At 48.1% G+C, this 17,080-nt stretch carries 18 protein-coding genes; 15 read left to right on the top strand and 3 right to left on the bottom strand.

Annotated features, from left to right (window positions below):
* Positions 1-19 precede the first annotated feature (19 nt).
* Positions 20-1,195 carry a YjgN family protein gene (locus EFER_RS21650; RefSeq protein ID WP_001286080.1) on the bottom strand — a complete coding sequence of 392 codons (1,176 nt, stop codon included), beginning with the start codon at positions 1,193-1,195 and terminating at the stop codon, positions 20-22.
* Positions 1,196-1,367: 172 nt separating this feature from the next.
* On the opposite strand from EFER_RS21650, the gene EFER_RS21645 reads away from it, so the two are divergent.
* Positions 1,368-1,871 (top strand): GNAT family N-acetyltransferase, encoded by a 504-nt coding sequence (locus EFER_RS21645; RefSeq protein WP_000096222.1) that lies wholly within the window; start codon positions 1,368-1,370, stop codon positions 1,869-1,871.
* A gap of 46 nt (positions 1,872-1,917) precedes the next feature.
* On the opposite strand, the gene rraB is transcribed toward EFER_RS21645, so the two are convergent.
* A complete protein-coding gene (rraB, locus tag EFER_RS21640; RefSeq protein WP_000002942.1) occupies positions 1,918-2,334 on the bottom strand; it encodes a ribonuclease E inhibitor RraB in 417 nt (138 codons plus the stop codon).
* Between the two features lie 162 nt (positions 2,335-2,496).
* Between rraB and argF (EFER_RS21635) the strand changes: the two genes are divergently transcribed.
* Complete coding sequence (gene argF, locus EFER_RS21635) at positions 2,497-3,501, top strand: ornithine carbamoyltransferase (RefSeq protein WP_000094241.1); 1,005 nt, start codon at positions 2,497-2,499, stop codon at positions 3,499-3,501.
* Positions 3,502-3,545: 44 nt separating this feature from the next.
* Here the strand turns inward: argF (EFER_RS21635) and EFER_RS21630 are convergent, their stop codons facing one another.
* Complete coding sequence (locus tag EFER_RS21630) at positions 3,546-3,998, bottom strand: YhcH/YjgK/YiaL family protein (RefSeq protein ID WP_000635213.1); 453 nt, start codon at positions 3,996-3,998, stop codon at positions 3,546-3,548.
* A 676-nt stretch (positions 3,999-4,674) separates the two neighbouring features.
* On the opposite strand from EFER_RS21630, the gene arcA reads away from it, so the two are divergent.
* The 13 genes from arcA (at position 4,675) to treC (ending at position 16,871) form a co-directional block, all read left to right on the top strand.
* On the top strand, positions 4,675-5,895 hold the full coding sequence (gene arcA / locus EFER_RS21625; RefSeq protein WP_002431717.1) for an arginine deiminase: 1,221 nt from the start codon (positions 4,675-4,677) through the stop codon (positions 5,893-5,895).
* A gap of 10 nt (positions 5,896-5,905) precedes the next feature.
* Positions 5,906-6,838, top strand: a complete 933-nt coding sequence (gene arcC / locus EFER_RS21620; protein ID WP_000428633.1) for a carbamate kinase — start codon at positions 5,906-5,908, stop codon at positions 6,836-6,838.
* A 23-nt stretch (positions 6,839-6,861) separates the two neighbouring features.
* Positions 6,862-7,866, top strand: coding sequence for an ornithine carbamoyltransferase (gene argF, locus EFER_RS21615; RefSeq protein WP_000235833.1), 1,005 nt, complete (start codon positions 6,862-6,864; stop codon positions 7,864-7,866).
* A 56-nt stretch (positions 7,867-7,922) separates the two neighbouring features.
* Positions 7,923-9,326, top strand: a complete 1,404-nt coding sequence (locus tag EFER_RS21610) for a YfcC family protein (RefSeq protein ID WP_000514446.1) — start codon at positions 7,923-7,925, stop codon at positions 9,324-9,326.
* A 125-nt stretch (positions 9,327-9,451) separates the two neighbouring features.
* A complete protein-coding gene (locus EFER_RS21605) occupies positions 9,452-9,940 on the top strand; it encodes an arginine repressor (protein ID WP_000666045.1) in 489 nt (162 codons plus the stop codon).
* Between the two features lie 89 nt (positions 9,941-10,029).
* A complete protein-coding gene (gene pyrL, locus EFER_RS21600) occupies positions 10,030-10,131 on the top strand; it encodes a pyr operon leader peptide (RefSeq protein WP_032243432.1) in 102 nt (33 codons plus the stop codon).
* Positions 10,132-10,166: 35 nt separating this feature from the next.
* The gene (pyrB, locus tag EFER_RS21595) at positions 10,167-11,102 is read left to right on the top strand and encodes an aspartate carbamoyltransferase (protein WP_000013065.1); all 936 of its coding nucleotides are present in this window, start codon (positions 10,167-10,169) and stop codon (positions 11,100-11,102) included.
* A gap of 12 nt (positions 11,103-11,114) precedes the next feature.
* Positions 11,115-11,576, top strand: coding sequence for an aspartate carbamoyltransferase regulatory subunit (gene pyrI, locus EFER_RS21590; RefSeq protein ID WP_000148581.1), 462 nt, complete (start codon positions 11,115-11,117; stop codon positions 11,574-11,576).
* Between the two features lie 71 nt (positions 11,577-11,647).
* A complete protein-coding gene (locus tag EFER_RS21585) occupies positions 11,648-12,034 on the top strand; it encodes an enamine/imine deaminase (RefSeq protein ID WP_000047542.1) in 387 nt (128 codons plus the stop codon).
* A gap of 65 nt (positions 12,035-12,099) precedes the next feature.
* Positions 12,100-12,555 (top strand): transposase, encoded by a 456-nt coding sequence (locus tag EFER_RS21580; RefSeq protein WP_001118335.1) that lies wholly within the window; start codon positions 12,100-12,102, stop codon positions 12,553-12,555.
* A 122-nt stretch (positions 12,556-12,677) separates the two neighbouring features.
* A complete protein-coding gene (gene treR / locus EFER_RS21575; protein WP_001181293.1) occupies positions 12,678-13,625 on the top strand; it encodes a trehalose operon repressor TreR in 948 nt (315 codons plus the stop codon).
* Positions 13,626-13,743: 118 nt separating this feature from the next.
* Entirely contained in the window at positions 13,744-15,165 is a 1,422-nt protein-coding gene (gene treB, locus EFER_RS21570) for a PTS trehalose transporter subunit IIBC (RefSeq protein WP_015953953.1), read from the top strand.
* A gap of 50 nt (positions 15,166-15,215) precedes the next feature.
* A complete protein-coding gene (treC, locus tag EFER_RS21565; protein WP_000183357.1) occupies positions 15,216-16,871 on the top strand; it encodes an alpha,alpha-phosphotrehalase in 1,656 nt (551 codons plus the stop codon).
* Positions 16,872-17,080 lie beyond the last annotated feature (209 nt).

The raw sequence follows: 17,080 nt of genomic DNA, 5'->3' as shown, positions 1-17,080 counted from the left end.
CTTCGGCTTTTTTACGCACTTAGATAAATGGTGTGACAGGTAAAGCACCGCGTGCGATAACAGCAAAAGCACCGGTATCAACCTGATCATCATGATCAGCCAGGGTAATCTCATCAAGATCGCCAATCACGAACGAGTTATTCGCCATAAAGCGCAGATAACGCATTTTCATCCATGGATAAGCCAGCCCCAGGGTTATCAACGATACGAAAAATACTGCCATGAACTGCAACACCATGGCATGAAAACTGATTGTCGACTGGAAGCGAATTTTCCCATCAGCCAGGCTAAGTGTATTCATGAAATGGTTACGCATGGACATCCAGATATAAGCTGCAGCAACCAAAGCCCCCAGCAGATAAACAAAATACCCTGTCAGAATACCCATCACAGCATCAGACGAGATTCCGCTCGATAAAGAACGGCTAAAGATAAGACCAAACATTGAGGAGGACATGATATAAAACATCACCGCAGCGAATGGAATCATGATGCATATCGCGATCAAAAATGCCTTCACACAAAACATTCTGTTCGCTTCGCTATTGAAACGATGAATACCAAAGCTGGCATTATTTCCGATAAACTGCATCCAACGGGAGTACAGGACGCCATTCATAACCGCCCCCATTAACATTGAAAGGACAATTATTGTACCTAATTTGAAAATCAATCCCTCAAGTGAATTTGCTGGTAAAAATGCGAAAATCATCAACACTATAAATTGTGCAATGATTAACACTATTGGCAATCCAGCAATTACTCGCCACCCCTCACCCATGGAACCACGGAATGCAAATCGAACATTATTCAGTGACGTCATTATGGCTTGATATTGCAGACTTTTTACAATAAAAAATGGGATTACCATTAATAACATGATGAATATTACCACTGAGACAATTTCAGAAGAAACACTCGCGATAAATGCCACCAATAAATATAACAATGTCATTAATATCCAGCTAATAATTAACGCACCACCCGTTGCGTGATAATTAAACCTGACCCCATGCAACTCTGTATTTTCATAAATATAACGGCGACAACGAACCATTGCCCATGGTGCGTAAATCCCCAACGTAATAACTGACAAGAATAAATTCACCAGGCAAATAATAAAATAACTAGCGCCCTCGCCATGAAAGGTAAATGGATGGCGTAATTTATCCTTGTGATGAATAACATCACTCATTATATTTGTATCCTTTAAATTAATTGACAATCTGAATAAAAAAACAATTCCTTGCCCGAACACAATACCCCAGAAATAGCGATTATCACAATCCAATTAAATCAATTGCGATAGGGAAAAAAGAGTGATATTAATCAATATTATGGTTTAGCATTTTATATTGAGAATTATCATGAGTTCAAAAGTTGTGCAATCCATTAACCTGCGACGGATATCCGCTGAGGATAACGCAGCCATCGCCCACGTTATCCGACAGGTATCTGCAGAATATGGTCTGACAGCGGACAAAGGCTATACCGTGGCAGATCCTAATCTCGATGAGCTATATCAGGTTTACAGCCAGCCAGGCCATGCTTACTGGGTGGTGGATTACAATGGCGAAGTAGTCGGCGGTGGCGGGATTGCGCCATTGACAGGTAGTGAAGCGGACATTTGCGAATTACAAAAGATGTATTTTCTACCTGCTATTCGCGGCAAAGGTCTGGCAAAAAAACTTGCTTTAATGGCGATGGATCACGCGCGGGAGATGGGCTTCAAACGCTGTTACCTGGAGACAACGGCTTTTCTGACAGAAGCAATTGCTCTGTATGAGCATTTAGGCTTTCAACATATCGACTACGCACTTGGCTGCACGGGGCATGTCGACTGTGAAGTACGGATGCTACGTGATCTCTAAAAAAAATGCCCGACAGTGTGAGCTATCGGGCATTTCAATCCATTAATTAGTGGCGAACACCGTCATCGTCATCGTCGATGTACTCTTCATCGTCGCCATCTTCACCATTTGGATCTTCAAAGTAAGTGCCCCAACCGTCGTACTCGACGTCAAATTTCTCCGCCAGCGTCATCAGTTGTTCCACCTGAGCATCAATCAGGTCGGCATTCAGGGCGCATTCGCTGAGGATGTCGCAGCAAATCACCACATCACCATCTTCTACTTCCAGTTCTTCCGGATCGGTGACTTCATATCCGAGTTTAAACGCCTCTACCGCTGCTTTCTCCAGCGTTTCAAGGTCGTCTGCGGAAAGATGGTGCTCAATGGTGTACAGCGCATCTGGATCGCTGCCATCTTCCAGTAATTCTTCAATAATCAGACGCGTCTCTTCACGCTGCTCTTCCAGTAGTTCCGGGTTTGCCATGGCTCTTTCCTCTTAATGTCCTGCCGATACTCTTATTGTCACACACCCCTGACAATGCCTCCACCTTTGTCACAAAGTTTTATTTATCAAGCTTGCAAATGAATAATCATTCATATAGATTGAATTTTAATTCATCAAAGGCGTATGCCATGGGAGGGAAGTATGTCCAGTTTTTATCAGAAGCATTTTTTGAAGTTACTCGATTTTACCTCTTCAGAACTCACTACCCTGCTGCAACTTGCCGCAACACTAAAATCCGCGAAGAAAAACGGCACTGAAGAAGCCAAATTAACGGGTAAAAATATCGCGCTCATCTTCGAAAAAGACTCGACTCGTACACGATGCTCTTTCGAAGTTGCCGCATATGATCAAGGGGCACGTGTCACTTATCTCGGTTCAAGCGGTAGCCAGATCGGTCATAAAGAATCGATTAAAGATACGGCTCGTGTTCTTGGTCGGATGTACGACGGGATTCAGTATCGCGGCTACGGTCAGGAAATTGTCGAAACACTGGCTGAATATGCGGGAGTACCTGTGTGGAATGGCCTGACGGATGAGTTTCACCCGACACAGCTGCTGGCAGATCTCCTCACGATGCAGGAACATCTGCCAGGTAAAGCGTTCAATGAAATGACGCTGGTATACGCCGGAGATGCTCGTAACAACATGGGGAACTCAATGCTGGAAGCTGCGGCGTTGACCGGGCTGGATCTGCGTTTAGTCGCGCCAAAAGCCTGCTGGCCGGAAGCATCGCTGGTCGCCGAATGCAGTGCTTTGGCACAAAAACACGGGGGTAAAATCACCTTGACGGAAGATATCGCCTCTGGGGTTAAAGGCGCAGACTTTATCTATACCGATGTCTGGGTATCTATGGGTGAGCCCAAAGAGAAATGGGCGGAGCGTATTGCCCTGCTGCGTGACTACCAGGTGAATAGCAAAATGATGGCCCTGACCGGTAATTCGCAGGTTAAGTTCCTCCACTGTCTGCCTGCATTTCATGATGATCAAACCACGCTGGGTAAAAAAATGGCCGCAGAATTTGGTCTGTATGGTGGAATGGAAGTCACCGATGAAGTCTTTGAATCTCCGGCAAGTATTGTCTTTGACCAGGCAGAAAACCGGATGCACACCATAAAAGCTATTATGGTCGCTACTTTAGCAAAATGACGTTTTGCCGGGCGGCGGCATTGGTCGCCCCCGGCAGTGATCGCTTACGCTTTTAATAGCTTAACTACTGCTTTCCGTACCTGAGCGGGAGCTCCCACCGCACAAAGCGGTTTGTGAACTTCGCCAGGATAGAAAACGACAAAATCCCCTTCATTAAGAATCACTGTTTTTTCATCGATTCCCTGCGCGATAAAAGCAATATCTTTATCTGCCAGCCAGTCAGTCTCTGGTGCGCCTGCTGGTTGCGTGCTAAATGTCATCCCTTCCTGACCTTTCAACACAATCTGGATATCGAGATAACGAGCATGATACTCAGCACGACGCAGTTCACCTGGTTCAGTCGTATCCTCAGAAATCAGATAAAACAGACGGTCGCCGTCAATAGCGTGCTTACCTTTTGCTGTCTCATCGCTGACATGTGATTTGATGTACTCAATTGCTTCGCGAAGTTCTTCCGGCAGCCAGGATTGTAAGTGATGGATGTTGCCAACAATCATAATATCTTCCTTTATTAAAACAGTGTTTCACTTCTTTCCTTATACGAAAAAAAGCCACCTCTCACCACAGCAAAATCATCAGGTTTTGCCCTTGCGCATGTTTATTGCTGGAGATGTTGTACTGATGTTAAGCATGAGTAATTTTGTATGCAATTTTGCTGCATAAATCTTATAACTTAGCTATGTGTTTTGGTCCTAATACCTTGTTATTGCATACGTTAAAAGAAAACTCTCAGTCAGATCACAGTTCATTTTCTTAGCTTTTAATGTCCGTGCTGTCATAGTTATCCCGTGAAAATCTTGCTGTGAAAAATAATCACCTTATCCTTTCGCATAGATATGCAATAAATATTAAAATATACATAAATATCAATGCGTTATACTCAAACACATTTCCTCAAAATAAAACAATCAATTAACAACGAAGAATAACTCTGCGTATATTTGCGTATTAATGCATTATCGTATTTTGTCTTTTTATCATTTATCCGAACCGCATCAAATATTATTAACTTCGATTATTAATATCACCACTGGTGTGAAAGTCGTCACATTTCCTGGAAGAAATAAACTGAATCATTGCATCTGAAAATTACTGAACAGACCTGACTACAAGCATTTAATTTGTTTGCAGCCATCTCCTCTTTATTTTTGAAAAAGTGTTAAAGGAATAATGATGGAAAAGCATTATGTTGGTTCTGAAATTGGACAACTACGCAGCGTTATGTTGCATCGCCCAAATCTCAGTCTGAAACGTCTAACACCATCCAATTGCCAGGAGTTGTTATTTGACGATGTATTGTCCGTTGAGCGGGCAGGTGAAGAGCATGATATTTTCGCCAACACGCTGCGCCAGCAAGGGATAGAAGTTCTTTTACTCACTGATTTACTAACACAAACATTAGATATCACGGAAGCCAAAAACTGGTTACTGGAAACGCAAATCTCAGATTACCGACTCGGCCCTACGTTTGCTACTGACGTTCGCGCCTGGCTTGCAGAGATGTCACACCGGGACCTTGCTCGTCATTTAAGTGGTGGGCTGACTTATGGTGAAATTCCCGCCTCAATTAAAAATATGGTGGTTGATACCCACGATATTAATGATTTCATTATGAAGCCGTTACCGAATCATTTATTTACGCGTGATACCTCATGTTGGATTTATAACGGTGTATCTATTAATCCAATGGCAAAACCTGCTCGCCAACGTGAAACCAATAATCTACGCGCTATTTATCGCTGGCATCCACAATTTGCTGGCGGCGAATTTATTAAATATTTCGGCGACGAGAATATTAATTATGACCACGCCACGTTAGAAGGTGGTGATGTGCTGGTGATTGGTCGGGGGGCCGTGTTGATCGGCATGTCTGAACGCACCACGCCACAAGGAATCGAGTTTCTTGCTCAGGCATTGTTTAAACATCGTCAGGCTGAAAGGGTGATCGCTGTTGAACTGCCTAAACACCGCTCCTGTATGCATCTTGACACCGTTATGACTCATATCGATATCGACACCTTCTCGGTTTATCCCGAAGTTGTGCGCCCGGATGTTAATTGCTGGACGCTAACGCCTGACGGTCACGGCGGCCTGAAACGTACTCAAGAAAGCACACTCCTCCATGCTATCGAAAAAGCCCTCGGTATTGACCAGGTACGTTTAATCACCACGGGTGGTGATGCCTTTGAGGCAGAACGCGAACAGTGGAATGACGCTAACAATGTGCTCACGCTTCGGCCGGGAGTGGTAGTGGGCTACGAGCGCAACATCTGGACTAACGAAAAATATGACAAAGCAGGCATCACGGTTTTACCCATCCCCGGTGATGAATTAGGCCGCGGACGTGGCGGCGCACGTTGCATGAGCTGCCCTTTGCATCGTGACGGTATCTAAGGAAGACATCATGGAAAACAAACCAACACTGGTTATCGCTCTCGGCGGTAATGCCCTGCTTAAACGAGGCGAACCACTCGAAGCAGAAATCCAACGTAAAAATATCGATCTAGCGGTTAAAACTATCGCCCAACTGACTCAACACTGGCGGGTTGTACTGGTTCACGGGAATGGCCCACAAGTTGGACTTCTGGCACTTCAAAACAGCGCCTATGCCCATGTCGCTCCCTATCCACTCGACATTCTGGGGGCCGAAAGCCAGGGGATGATCGGCTACATGCTACAACAGGCGCTGAAAAATCAACTACCACAACGTGAGATCAGCGTGTTGCTGACACAGGTTGAAGTGGATGCCAACGATCCTGCCTTCAGTAACCCAACTAAGTACATCGGCCCAATTTATGACCATGCTCAATCTCAGGTACTACAGGCAGAAAAAGGCTGGATTTTCAAAGCAGATGGCCACTCTTTCCGCCGGGTCGTACCTTCTCCACAGCCTAAACGCATCGTCGAGCAGGATGCCATCCAGACACTGATCGCCCACGATCATCTGGTGATCTGTAATGGTGGCGGTGGTGTTCCAGTGGTTGAAAAAGCCGATGGATACCATGGGATTGAAGCGGTGATCGACAAAGACCTTTCAGCCGCGCTACTGGCAAGTCAGATCCATGCTGACGCCTTGTTGATCCTCACTGATGCGGAAGCAGTATATCTCGACTGGGGCAAGCCAACCCAACGCCCGCTGGCCCAGGTCACGCCGGAATTACTCAACGAAATGCAATTTGATGCCGGGTCTATGGGGCCCAAAGTCACCGCCTGCGCAAAGTTTGTTAGTCAGTGCCGGGGCATTGCGGGGATCGGCTCTCTTGCAGATGGTCCGGAAATTCTCGCCGGAGACAAAGGCACTCTTATTCGCCTTGATACCACCCATAACCACGCTTGATCTATTTTTATAAGGACATACCCATGGCTACTTCACTGAAAAACCGTAATTTTCTTAAGCTGCTTGATTACACCCCTGCAGAGATTCAATACCTGATTGATTTGGCTATCAATCTTAAAGCCGCCAAGAAATCTGGAAACGAAAAACAAACGCTGGTCGGTAAAAACATTGCGTTGATTTTTGAAAAATCCTCTACCCGTACCCGCTGTGCCTTTGAAGTCGCGGCCTTTGATCAAGGTGCGCAGGTGACTTACATCGGCCCCAGCGGCTCACAAATCGGCCATAAAGAATCAATGAAAGATACCGCTCGCGTACTCGGACGCATGTATGACGGTATTGAGTATCGCGGTTATGGTCAGAATATCGTTGAAGAATTAGGTGAGTTCGCTGGTGTTCCGGTATGGAACGGACTGACCAATGAATTTCACCCGACACAGATCCTCGCAGATTTAATGACCATGCTGGAGCATGCGCCAGGCAAAACGCTGCCAGAGCTGAGCTTTGCCTATCTTGGTGATGCCCGAAATAACATGGGGAACTCGCTGATGGTTGGTGCTGCAAAAATGGGGATGGATATCCGTCTGGTGGCACAAAAATCTTTCTGGCCAGATGAAGCGCTGGTAACACAATGCCGTGAGATCGCCAGCGTGACTGGGGCGAGAATCACCCTGACAGAGGATGTGGAAGAAGGCGTATACGACGTTGATTTTCTCTATACGGATGTTTGGGTTTCTATGGGAGAGCCAAAAGAAGCCTGGGCAGAACGAGTGAGTCTGATGACACCTTATCAGATCAATCAACAGGTGATTACTGCCACGCGTAACCCTGAAGTTAAATTTATGCACTGCCTGCCCGCCTTCCATAATGAGCACACCACAGTAGGGCGCGAGATCGAGATGGCCTACGGCCTCAAAGGACTGGAAGTTACTGAAGAGGTTTTTGAATCTGCCCACTCCATTGTTTTCGATGAAGCAGAAAACCGGATGCACACCATTAAAGCGGTGATGGTAGCAACTCTCGGCGACTAACCCTGACGGGCATACGTCGACGAGTGGCGTATGCCCGTGATTATGGAGATCACATTATGGGTAAATTCAAATTTCCCACCGCTTATACCATCTTGTTCGTGCTGATTGCGTTAGTTGCGGCAATGACCTGGGTTGTACCTGCGGGAAAATATCAGATGGTGACAAATGCCGCACTGGGAAAGGAAGTTCCTGTTGCAGGCACTTACGCACCTGTTGAGGCACAACCACAGGGTATTACTGCTGTCCTGTTAGCGCCCATCGACGGCTTGTACAACCATCAAACCTACACTGCGGGAGCGATTGATGTCGCGCTGTTTGTCCTGATCATCGGTGGATTTTTGGGAGTAGTAAATAAAACCGGGGCAATAGATGCCGGTATCGAACGAGTGACAACTCACCTTAATGGTCGGGAAGAGTGGATGATTCCGATCCTGATGGCGCTCTTCGCTGCTGGCGGTACAATTTATGGGATGGCGGAAGAATCACTCCCCTTCTACACGTTGCTGGTACCCGTCATGATGGCTGCCCGCTTTGATCCTCTGGTCGCTGCCGCCACCGTGTTATTGGGATCGGGCATTGGCACGCTGGGCTCAACCATTAACCCATTTGCTACCGTCATTGCTGCCAACGCCGCCGGGATCCCCTTTACTCAGGGCATTTTGCTGCGTGTTATTTTGCTGTTAGTAGGCTACGTGATTTGTGTTTACTGGGTTATGCGTTATGCCCGCAAAGTTCGCAATAGCCCGGAAAGCTCTATCGTGGCGGATAAGATGGCTGAAAACCAGGCGCATTTTCTGGGAAATCGTTCAGAAACGATGCTGGAATTTACCTCCACGCGCAAAGCAATCCTGATACTTTTTGCTGCATCCTTTGCCTTTATGATTTACGGCGTAGCGGTACTGGGTTGGTGGATGGCGGAAATCTCTGCTGTCTTTCTGGCAGCTGCGGTTATCGTGGGTGTCATTGCCCGCATGGGCGAAGAAACCTTCACCAGCACCTTTATTGACGGCGCGCGGGATCTCCTTGGTGTGGCACTGATTATCGGCATCGCCCGCGGTATTGTGGTCGTGATGGATAACGGCATGATTACGCACACAATTCTGCACAGTGCGGAGAATCTGGTCTCAGGGCTTTCCACCACTGTTTTCATCAACGTGACCTATTGGCTGGAAGTATTGCTCTCTTTTCTGGTTCCCTCATCTTCCGGCCTTGCAGTGTTAACGATGCCAATAATGGCTCCACTCGCTGATTTTGCTCATGTACAACGCGATCTGGTGGTAACCGCTTATCAGTCCGCTTCCGGGGTGGTTAATTTAATTACGCCAACCTCTGCGGTAGTGATGGGCGGTCTGGCGATTGCCCGTGTTCCCTGGGTCCGTTATCTGAAATGGGTCGCACCGCTACTGCTGATTCTCACGATGTTGAATATGATTGTGCTGAGTATCGCCGCGATGATTTAACGCGACAGGCCGCTTATCAAAGCGGCCTTCAAATCTGGTGTAGTGATAAATGAGCCACTCTCACATTTTAAAATGTGAAAAATATCATCAGGACATTGATATTAATAATAAATAAAAGGTGCACTATGAAGGAATACGATGATTACTCCGCCAAAGAAAAGAAGCAACTGGCGGTCTGTCAGCGCCTGATTACCGAAAAAAGTTATCTTTCGCAGGAGGAAATCCGCCGCGATTTGCAAAACCATGGCTTTGACAGTATCAGTCAGTCAACCGTTTCACGACTACTGAAATTGCTGGGAGTCATAAAAATTAGAAATACAAAAGGACAAAAAATTTATTCGGTGAATCCTCAATTACTTCCCACACCTGACGCAGGTCGATCCGTCGCTGAAATGGTCCTGAGTGTTGAGCATAATGGTGAATTTATCCTTATCCATACCGTCGCCGGATATGGTCGGGCAGTAGCGCGAATCCTTGATTTCCATGCTTTGCCAGAAATTCTTGGCGTGATTGCTGGCAGCAATATTGTATGGGTCGCACCACGTGTGGTGAAGCGCACAGCCCTGGTGCACAAGCAGATTAATTATTTATTAAAATTGAATATTTATTCATGATAACCGTTTGCCTTGCTTTATAACTGCATCATCTTCTTGATCCTCTCTGAGAGCTGAGTATAATGCCGGGCAATTTGCCGGGAGGAAATATGGCTCAGTGTGTTCGACAATTTGTCTTACCGCGTCTGAAAAAGGGCGCAGGCCTGCCGTTTTTCTTTCCGTTGATCATCCAAACAAAGCCCCTCAATTGAGGGGCTTTTTTTTGCCCAGGCGTCAGGAGATAAAAATGGCTAATCCGCTATATCAAAAACATATCATTTCCATAAACGACCTTAGTCGAGATGAACTTAATCTGGTACTGGCGACAGCGGCGAAATTAAAAGCAAATCCACAACCAGAGTTGTTGAAGCATAAGGTGATTGCCAGCTGCTTCTTCGAAGCCTCAACCCGTACCCGTCTCTCTTTTGAAACCTCAATGCACCGCCTGGGTGCCAGCGTGGTGGGCTTCTCTGACAGCGCGAATACCTCGCTTGGCAAAAAGGGCGAAACGCTGGCAGATACCATTTCGGTAATTAGTACCTACGTTGATGCGATTGTTATGCGCCATCCGCAGGAAGGGGCTGCACGCCTTGCGACTGAGTTTTCCGGCAATGTACCGGTGCTGAATGCCGGTGATGGCTCCAACCAACACCCGACGCAAACCTTGCTGGACTTGTTCACCATTCAGGAAACCCAGGGGCGTCTGGACAATCTGCACATTGCGATGGTCGGTGACCTCAAATATGGCCGCACCGTTCACTCCCTGACCCAGGCGTTAGCGAAGTTCGACGGCAACCGTTTTTACTTCATCGCGCCGGACGCGCTGGCAATGCCGCAATACATTCTGGATATGCTCGATGAAAAAGGGATCGCCTGGAGTCTGCACAGCTCCATTGAAGAAGTGATGGCGGAAGTGGACATTCTGTACATGACCCGAGTGCAAAAAGAGCGCCTGGACCCGTCCGAGTACGCCAACGTGAAAGCGCAGTTTGTTCTTCGCGCCAGCGATCTCCACAACGCCAAAACCAATATGAAAGTGCTGCATCCGCTACCGCGTGTCGATGAGATTGCCACCGATGTTGATAAAACGCCGCACGCCTGGTACTTCCAGCAAGCAGGCAACGGGATTTTCGCTCGCCAGGCGTTACTGGCACTGGTTCTGAATCGCGATCTGGTACTGTAAGGGGAAATAGAGATGACACACGATAATAAATTGCAGGTTGAAGCTATTAAACGCGGCACGGTAATTGACCATATCCCTGCGCAGATCGGTTTCAAATTATTGTCCTTGTTCAAACTTACCGAGACTGATCAGCGTATTACCATCGGCCTCAATCTGCCTTCTGGTGAGATGGGGCGTAAGGATCTGATCAAAATCGAAAATACCTTTTTGAGTGAAGATCAGGTAGACCAACTGGCTTTGTATGCGCCACAAGCCACGGTTAACCGTATCGACAACTATGAAGTGGTGGGTAAATCGCGCCCCAGCCTGCCGGAGCGCATCGACAATGTGCTGGTCTGCCCGAACAGCAACTGTATCAGCCATGCAGAACCAGTTTCTTCCAGCTTTGCAGTACGAAAACGCGCCAATGACATCGCGCTCAAATGCAAATACTGTGAAAAAGAGTTTTCCCATAATGTGGTACTGGCCAATTAATTGCGGTTGGTAATAAAAGTCTGGCTCCCTATAATAACCGGGACTTTTTACCACTGAATTCAGGAGAAATCATGAGCAAAACTATCGCGACGGAAAATGCACCGGCAGCTATCGGTCCTTACGTTCAGGGCGTTGATCTGGGCAGCATGATCATCACTTCCGGGCAGATCCCGGTAAACCCGAAAACGGGCGAAGTACCGGCAGACGTCGCAGCACAGGCACGTCAGTCGCTGGATAACGTAAAAGCGATCGTTGAAGCGGCTGGCCTGAAAGTGGGCGACATCGTTAAAACTACCGTGTTTGTGAAAGATCTGAACGACTTCGCAACCGTAAACGCTACTTACGAAGCCTTCTTCACCGAACACAACGCCACCTTCCCGGCACGTTCTTGCGTTGAAGTTGCCCGTCTGCCGAAAGACGTGAAGATTGAGATCGAAGCGATCGCTGTTCGTCGCTAATCTCTACTGAAAGATAATCCAGGTATTGCGCCTGGGTTATCTGATTCAACCAGGGAGGGTTGAAGATGGCTAAACCCCGTTTCACTGACGAACAAATCGCTGAAATTTTACAGCAGTCAAAAGAGGGGGCGTCTAATAAGGAGCTATGTGAACACTATCAATTTAGCGTTAGCACGCTGCGGCGCTGGCAAGAACAGCACACTGAAGGCATCAGAAGCGAATTAAAAAAAACAGAATCCAAAGCGCAAATCGTCTTTCTGGTTTTCTTTGCTATCGCTATTCTACTGACTCTTATATTTGACAAACCTACAGGTGGATGGGTAATTCCGCCTTTATTAATCTATTGTGTTTATTATATCCGCGAGTATCGCAACATCTCTGGCAGACACATTAAAAAAGAAGACATCTATCTCTCTCGTTCTATTAATAAAAGCCATAGCGCCCTTTATAATTTAAGTTGGACGTTTATTTGTTTTTTTATTTTTGCAGTAATTTATTTTTTTGTTCAGATATTTTCGTAGCAGTCATACCGATATAATACCCTGTGGCAACTAAACCAACGATAAACCAGACTTTGCCCATTGCTGAATGCGCGGGTAAAGTTAGGCTCAAATAATTAAACAACACGTTACGGGATAACAGGATGCAAAATCGGCTGACTATCATAGACATCGCGCGCTTAAGCGGCGTGGGGAAATCTACGGTTTCCCGGGTGCTGAATAACGAAAGCGGCGTGAGTCAGCGCACGCGCGAGCGCGTGGAAGCAGTGATGAATCAGCATGGATTTTCCCCTTCCCGCTCCGCACGCGCGATGCGTGGGCAAAGCGATAAAGTCGTCGCCATCATCGTGACCCGTCTGGATTCGTTGTCAGAAAATCTCGCCGTCCAAACCATGCTGCCAGCGTTCTATGAACAAGGTTACGACCCGATCATGATGGAAAGTCGGTTTTCTCCGCAATTAGTTGCCGAACATTTGGGGGTGCTGAAACGGCGTAATATCGACGGCGTAGTGCTGTTCGGTTTTACCGGCATAACCGAAGACATGTTAGCCCACTGGCAGTCATCGCTGGTTCTGCTGGCACGTGACGCAAAAGGCTTTGCTTCGGTCTGTTATGACGACGAAGGGGCAATCAAAATCCTGATGCAACGGCTGTATGACCAGGGGCATCGTAATATCAGTTATCTCGGCGTGCCTCACAGTGACGTGACGACTGGTAAGCGACGTCACGAAGCCTACCTGGCGTTCTGCAAAGCGCATATACTTCATCCTGTCGCCGCTCTGCCAGGCCTTGCGATGAAGCAAGGTTATGATAATGTCGCAAAAGTGATTACCCCTGAAACCACCGCGTTACTGTGCGCAACCGACACGCTGGCACTTGGCGCAAGTAAATACCTGCAAGAGCAACGCATCGACACCTTGCAACTGGCGAGCGTCGGTAATACACCGTTAATGAAATTCCTCCATCCGGAGATCGTCACCGTTGACCCAGGTTACGCCGAAGCCGGACGCCAGGCGGCCTGCCAGTTAATTGCGCAGGTAACCGGGCGCAGCGAACCGCAACAAATCATCATCCCCGCCACCCTGTCCTGATCGTTTCCTGAACGATAAATTGTGATCTTCGCTGCGTTTCGGGAACGTTCCCGTTTTTAAATTTTTCCGCGCACTATATTCTGCAGCCAACCAAAAATGTCATCTGCCATGGGGCGTTATGATGAGCAAAATAAACCAAACGGATATCGATCGGTTGATTAAACTGGTCGGCGGGCGCGGCAATATTGCGACGGTGAGCCACTGTATTACTCGCCTGCGCTTTGTCCTCAACCAACCGGCCAATGCCAGACCGAAAGAGATTGAGCAACTCCCCATGGTGAAAGGCTGTTTCACCAATGCCGGGCAATTTCAGGTGGTAATAGGCACCAACGTGGGTGATTACTATCAAGCGCTGATAGCGACGACCGGACAGGCGCGGGTTGATAAAGAGCAGGTGAAAAAAGCCGCCCGGCAGAATATGAAATGGCATGAGCAGTTGATCTCTCATTTCGCGGAGATCTTCTTCCCGCTGCTGCCCGCGTTGATTAGTGGTGGTTTGATCCTCGGTTTTCGCAATGTGATCGGTGATTTGCCCATGAGCAACGGTCAAACGCTGGCGCAAATGTACCCTTCCCTGCAAACGATCTACGATTTTCTATGGTTGATCGGTGAAGCGATCTTCTTCTACCTGCCGGTCGGAATTTGCTGGTCAGCGGTGAAAAAAATGGGCGGCACGCCGATCCTCGGTATCGTGCTTGGCGTGACGCTGGTTTCCCCACAGTTGATGAACGCTTATCTGCTCGGGCAGCAGCTACCGGAAGTATGGAACTTTGGCATGTTCAGCATCGCCAAAGTGGGCTATCAGGCACAAGTTATTCCGGCACTGTTAGCCGGGCTGGCGCTGGGCGTGATAGAAACTCGCCTTAAGCGTATCGTGCCGGATTACCTCTATCTGGTGGTGGTGCCGGTCTGTTCGCTGATCCTCGCGGTCTTCCTCGCCCATGCGCTGATCGGTCCGTTTGGTCGCATGATTGGCGATGGCGTTGCCTTTGCGGTGCGTCACCTGATGACCGGCAGCTTTGCCCCCATTGGTGCGGCATTGTTTGGCTTCCTTTACGCACCGCTGGTGATCACCGGCGTACACCAGACCACGCTTGCTATAGATTTGCAGATGATTCAAAGCATGGGTGGCACGCCAGTGTGGCCGCTTATTGCGCTGTCGAATATCGCTCAGGGCTCCGCCGTGATAGGCATTATCATTTCCAGCCGCAAGAACAATGAACGCGAGATCTCCGTGCCTGCCGCTATCTCCGCCTGGCTTGGGGTCACTGAGCCTGCAATGTACGGCATCAACCTGAAATATCGCTTCCCGATGCTGTGCGCGATGATTGGTTCTGGTCTGGCAGGATTGCTATGTGGTCTGAACGGCGTTATGGCGAATGGCATCGGCGTAGGCGGCCTGCCGGGAATTCTCTCTATTCAACCGAGCTACTGGCAAGTGTTTGCGCTGGCAATGGCTATCGCCATCATCATCCCGATTGTACTCACCTCGTTTATCTACCAGCGGAAATACCGCCTGGGCACGCTGGACATTGTTTAATTTTCTTCGGGGCGCAATTGCGCCCCCCTCGCATTTGCAGGAATAACGTAATGACGAATCTTCCCCACTGGTGGCAAAACGGCGTTATCTACCAGATTTATCCCAAGAGTTTTCAGGACACCACGGGTAGCGGCACCGGTGATTTACGTGGCGTTATCCAACGCCTGGACTATCTGCATAACCTGGGCGTCGATGCTATCTGGCTAACCCCCTTTTATGTCTCTCCCCAGGTCGATAACGGATACGACGTAGCGAACTATACGGCGATAGATCCCACTTACGGTACGCTGGACGATTTTGACGAAATGGTGACGCAGGCGAAATCACGCGGCATTCGTATCATTCTCGATATGGTGTTTAATCATACTTCTACCCAACATGCCTGGTTTCGCGAGGCGCTGAGCAAAGAAAGCCCTTACCGTCAGTTTTATATCTGGCGCGATGGTGAACCAGAAACGCCACCGAATAACTGGCGTTCAAAATTTGGCGGTAGTGCGTGGCGCTGGCATGCAGAAAGCGAACAGTACTATTTGCATCTCTTTGCACCAGAACAGGCGGATCTCAACTGGGAGAATCCGACGGTACGCGCAGAACTGAAAAAAGTCTGTGAGTTCTGGGCCGATCGCGGGGTCGATGGGTTACGCCTGGATGTAGTGAATTTGATCTCTAAAGATCTGCGTTTTCCTAATGACCTGGATGGCGATGGGCGTCGCTTCTACACCGACGGGCCACGAGCACACGAGTTTTTGCATGAGATGAACCGCGATGTGTTTACGCCTCGCGGTTTAATGACCGTGGGTGAAATGTCCTCCACCAGCCTTGAGCATTGCCAGCGATACGCGGCACTAACAGGCAGTGAATTGTCGATGACCTTTAATTTTCATCACCTGAAGGTCGATTATCCCGGTGGTGAAAAATGGACGCTGGCTAAACCTGACTTTGTGGCGTTGAAAGCATTGTTCCGCCACTGGCAACAAGGAATGCACAACGTGGCATGGAATGCCTTGTTCTGGTGTAACCACGATCAGCCGCGCATTGTTTCTCGTTTTGGTGATGAAGGGGACTACCGCGAACCTGCGGCAAAAATGCTGGCGATGGTGCTGCATGGCATGCAGGGAACGCCATATATCTATCAGGGCGAAGAGATTGGCATGACTAACCCACATTTCACGCGCATTACTGACTATCGCGACGTGGAGAGCCTCAATATGTTTGCCGAACTGCGCAACGATGGGCGTGACGCCGACGAGTTATTGGCAATCCTCGCCAGTAAATCCCGTGACAATAGTCGCACGCCAATGCAATGGAGCAACGGCGATAATGCCGGGTTTACAACGGGTGAACCGTGGATTGACCTGGGCGATAACTATCAAGAAATCAACGTAGAAGCCGCGCTGGCCGATGAGTCCTCGGTGTTTTACACCTACCAAAAGTTAATCACACTGCGTAAGCAAGAAGCCGTCCTGACATGGGGCAATTACCAGGATCTGCTGCCAGACAGCCCTGTATTGTGGTGCTATCGCCGTGAATGGAAGGGGCAAACCTTGCTGGTCATTGCCAACCTTAGCCGTGAGATCCAACCCTGGCAGCCAGGGCAAATGCGCGGAAACTGGCAGCTTGTGATGCATAACTACGAAGAAGCCTCAGCACAACCCTGTGCCATGACTTTACGGCCTTTTGAGGCCGTCTGGTGGTTACAGAAGTAAGTATCCGCTAAGCCCCGGTAATACTGGTCATTCCGGGGTTTTGCCTTTCAGTATGTTGTTTTTGTTGATTTTATAATCAAAAAATTCATTAAAAAATTTACATAACGCTGTAGCGCCCGTCATCCGTACGCTCTGCTTTTTACTTTGAGCTACATCAAAAAAAGTTCAAACATCCTTGATGCAAAGCACTATATATAGACTTTAAAATG

Origin of the sequence: Escherichia fergusonii ATCC 35469, from assembly GCF_000026225.1 — a bacterium.
Taxonomy (GTDB): Bacteria; Pseudomonadota; Gammaproteobacteria; order Enterobacterales; family Enterobacteriaceae; genus Escherichia; species Escherichia fergusonii.
This window is presented reverse-complemented; position numbering and strand designations above follow the sequence as displayed.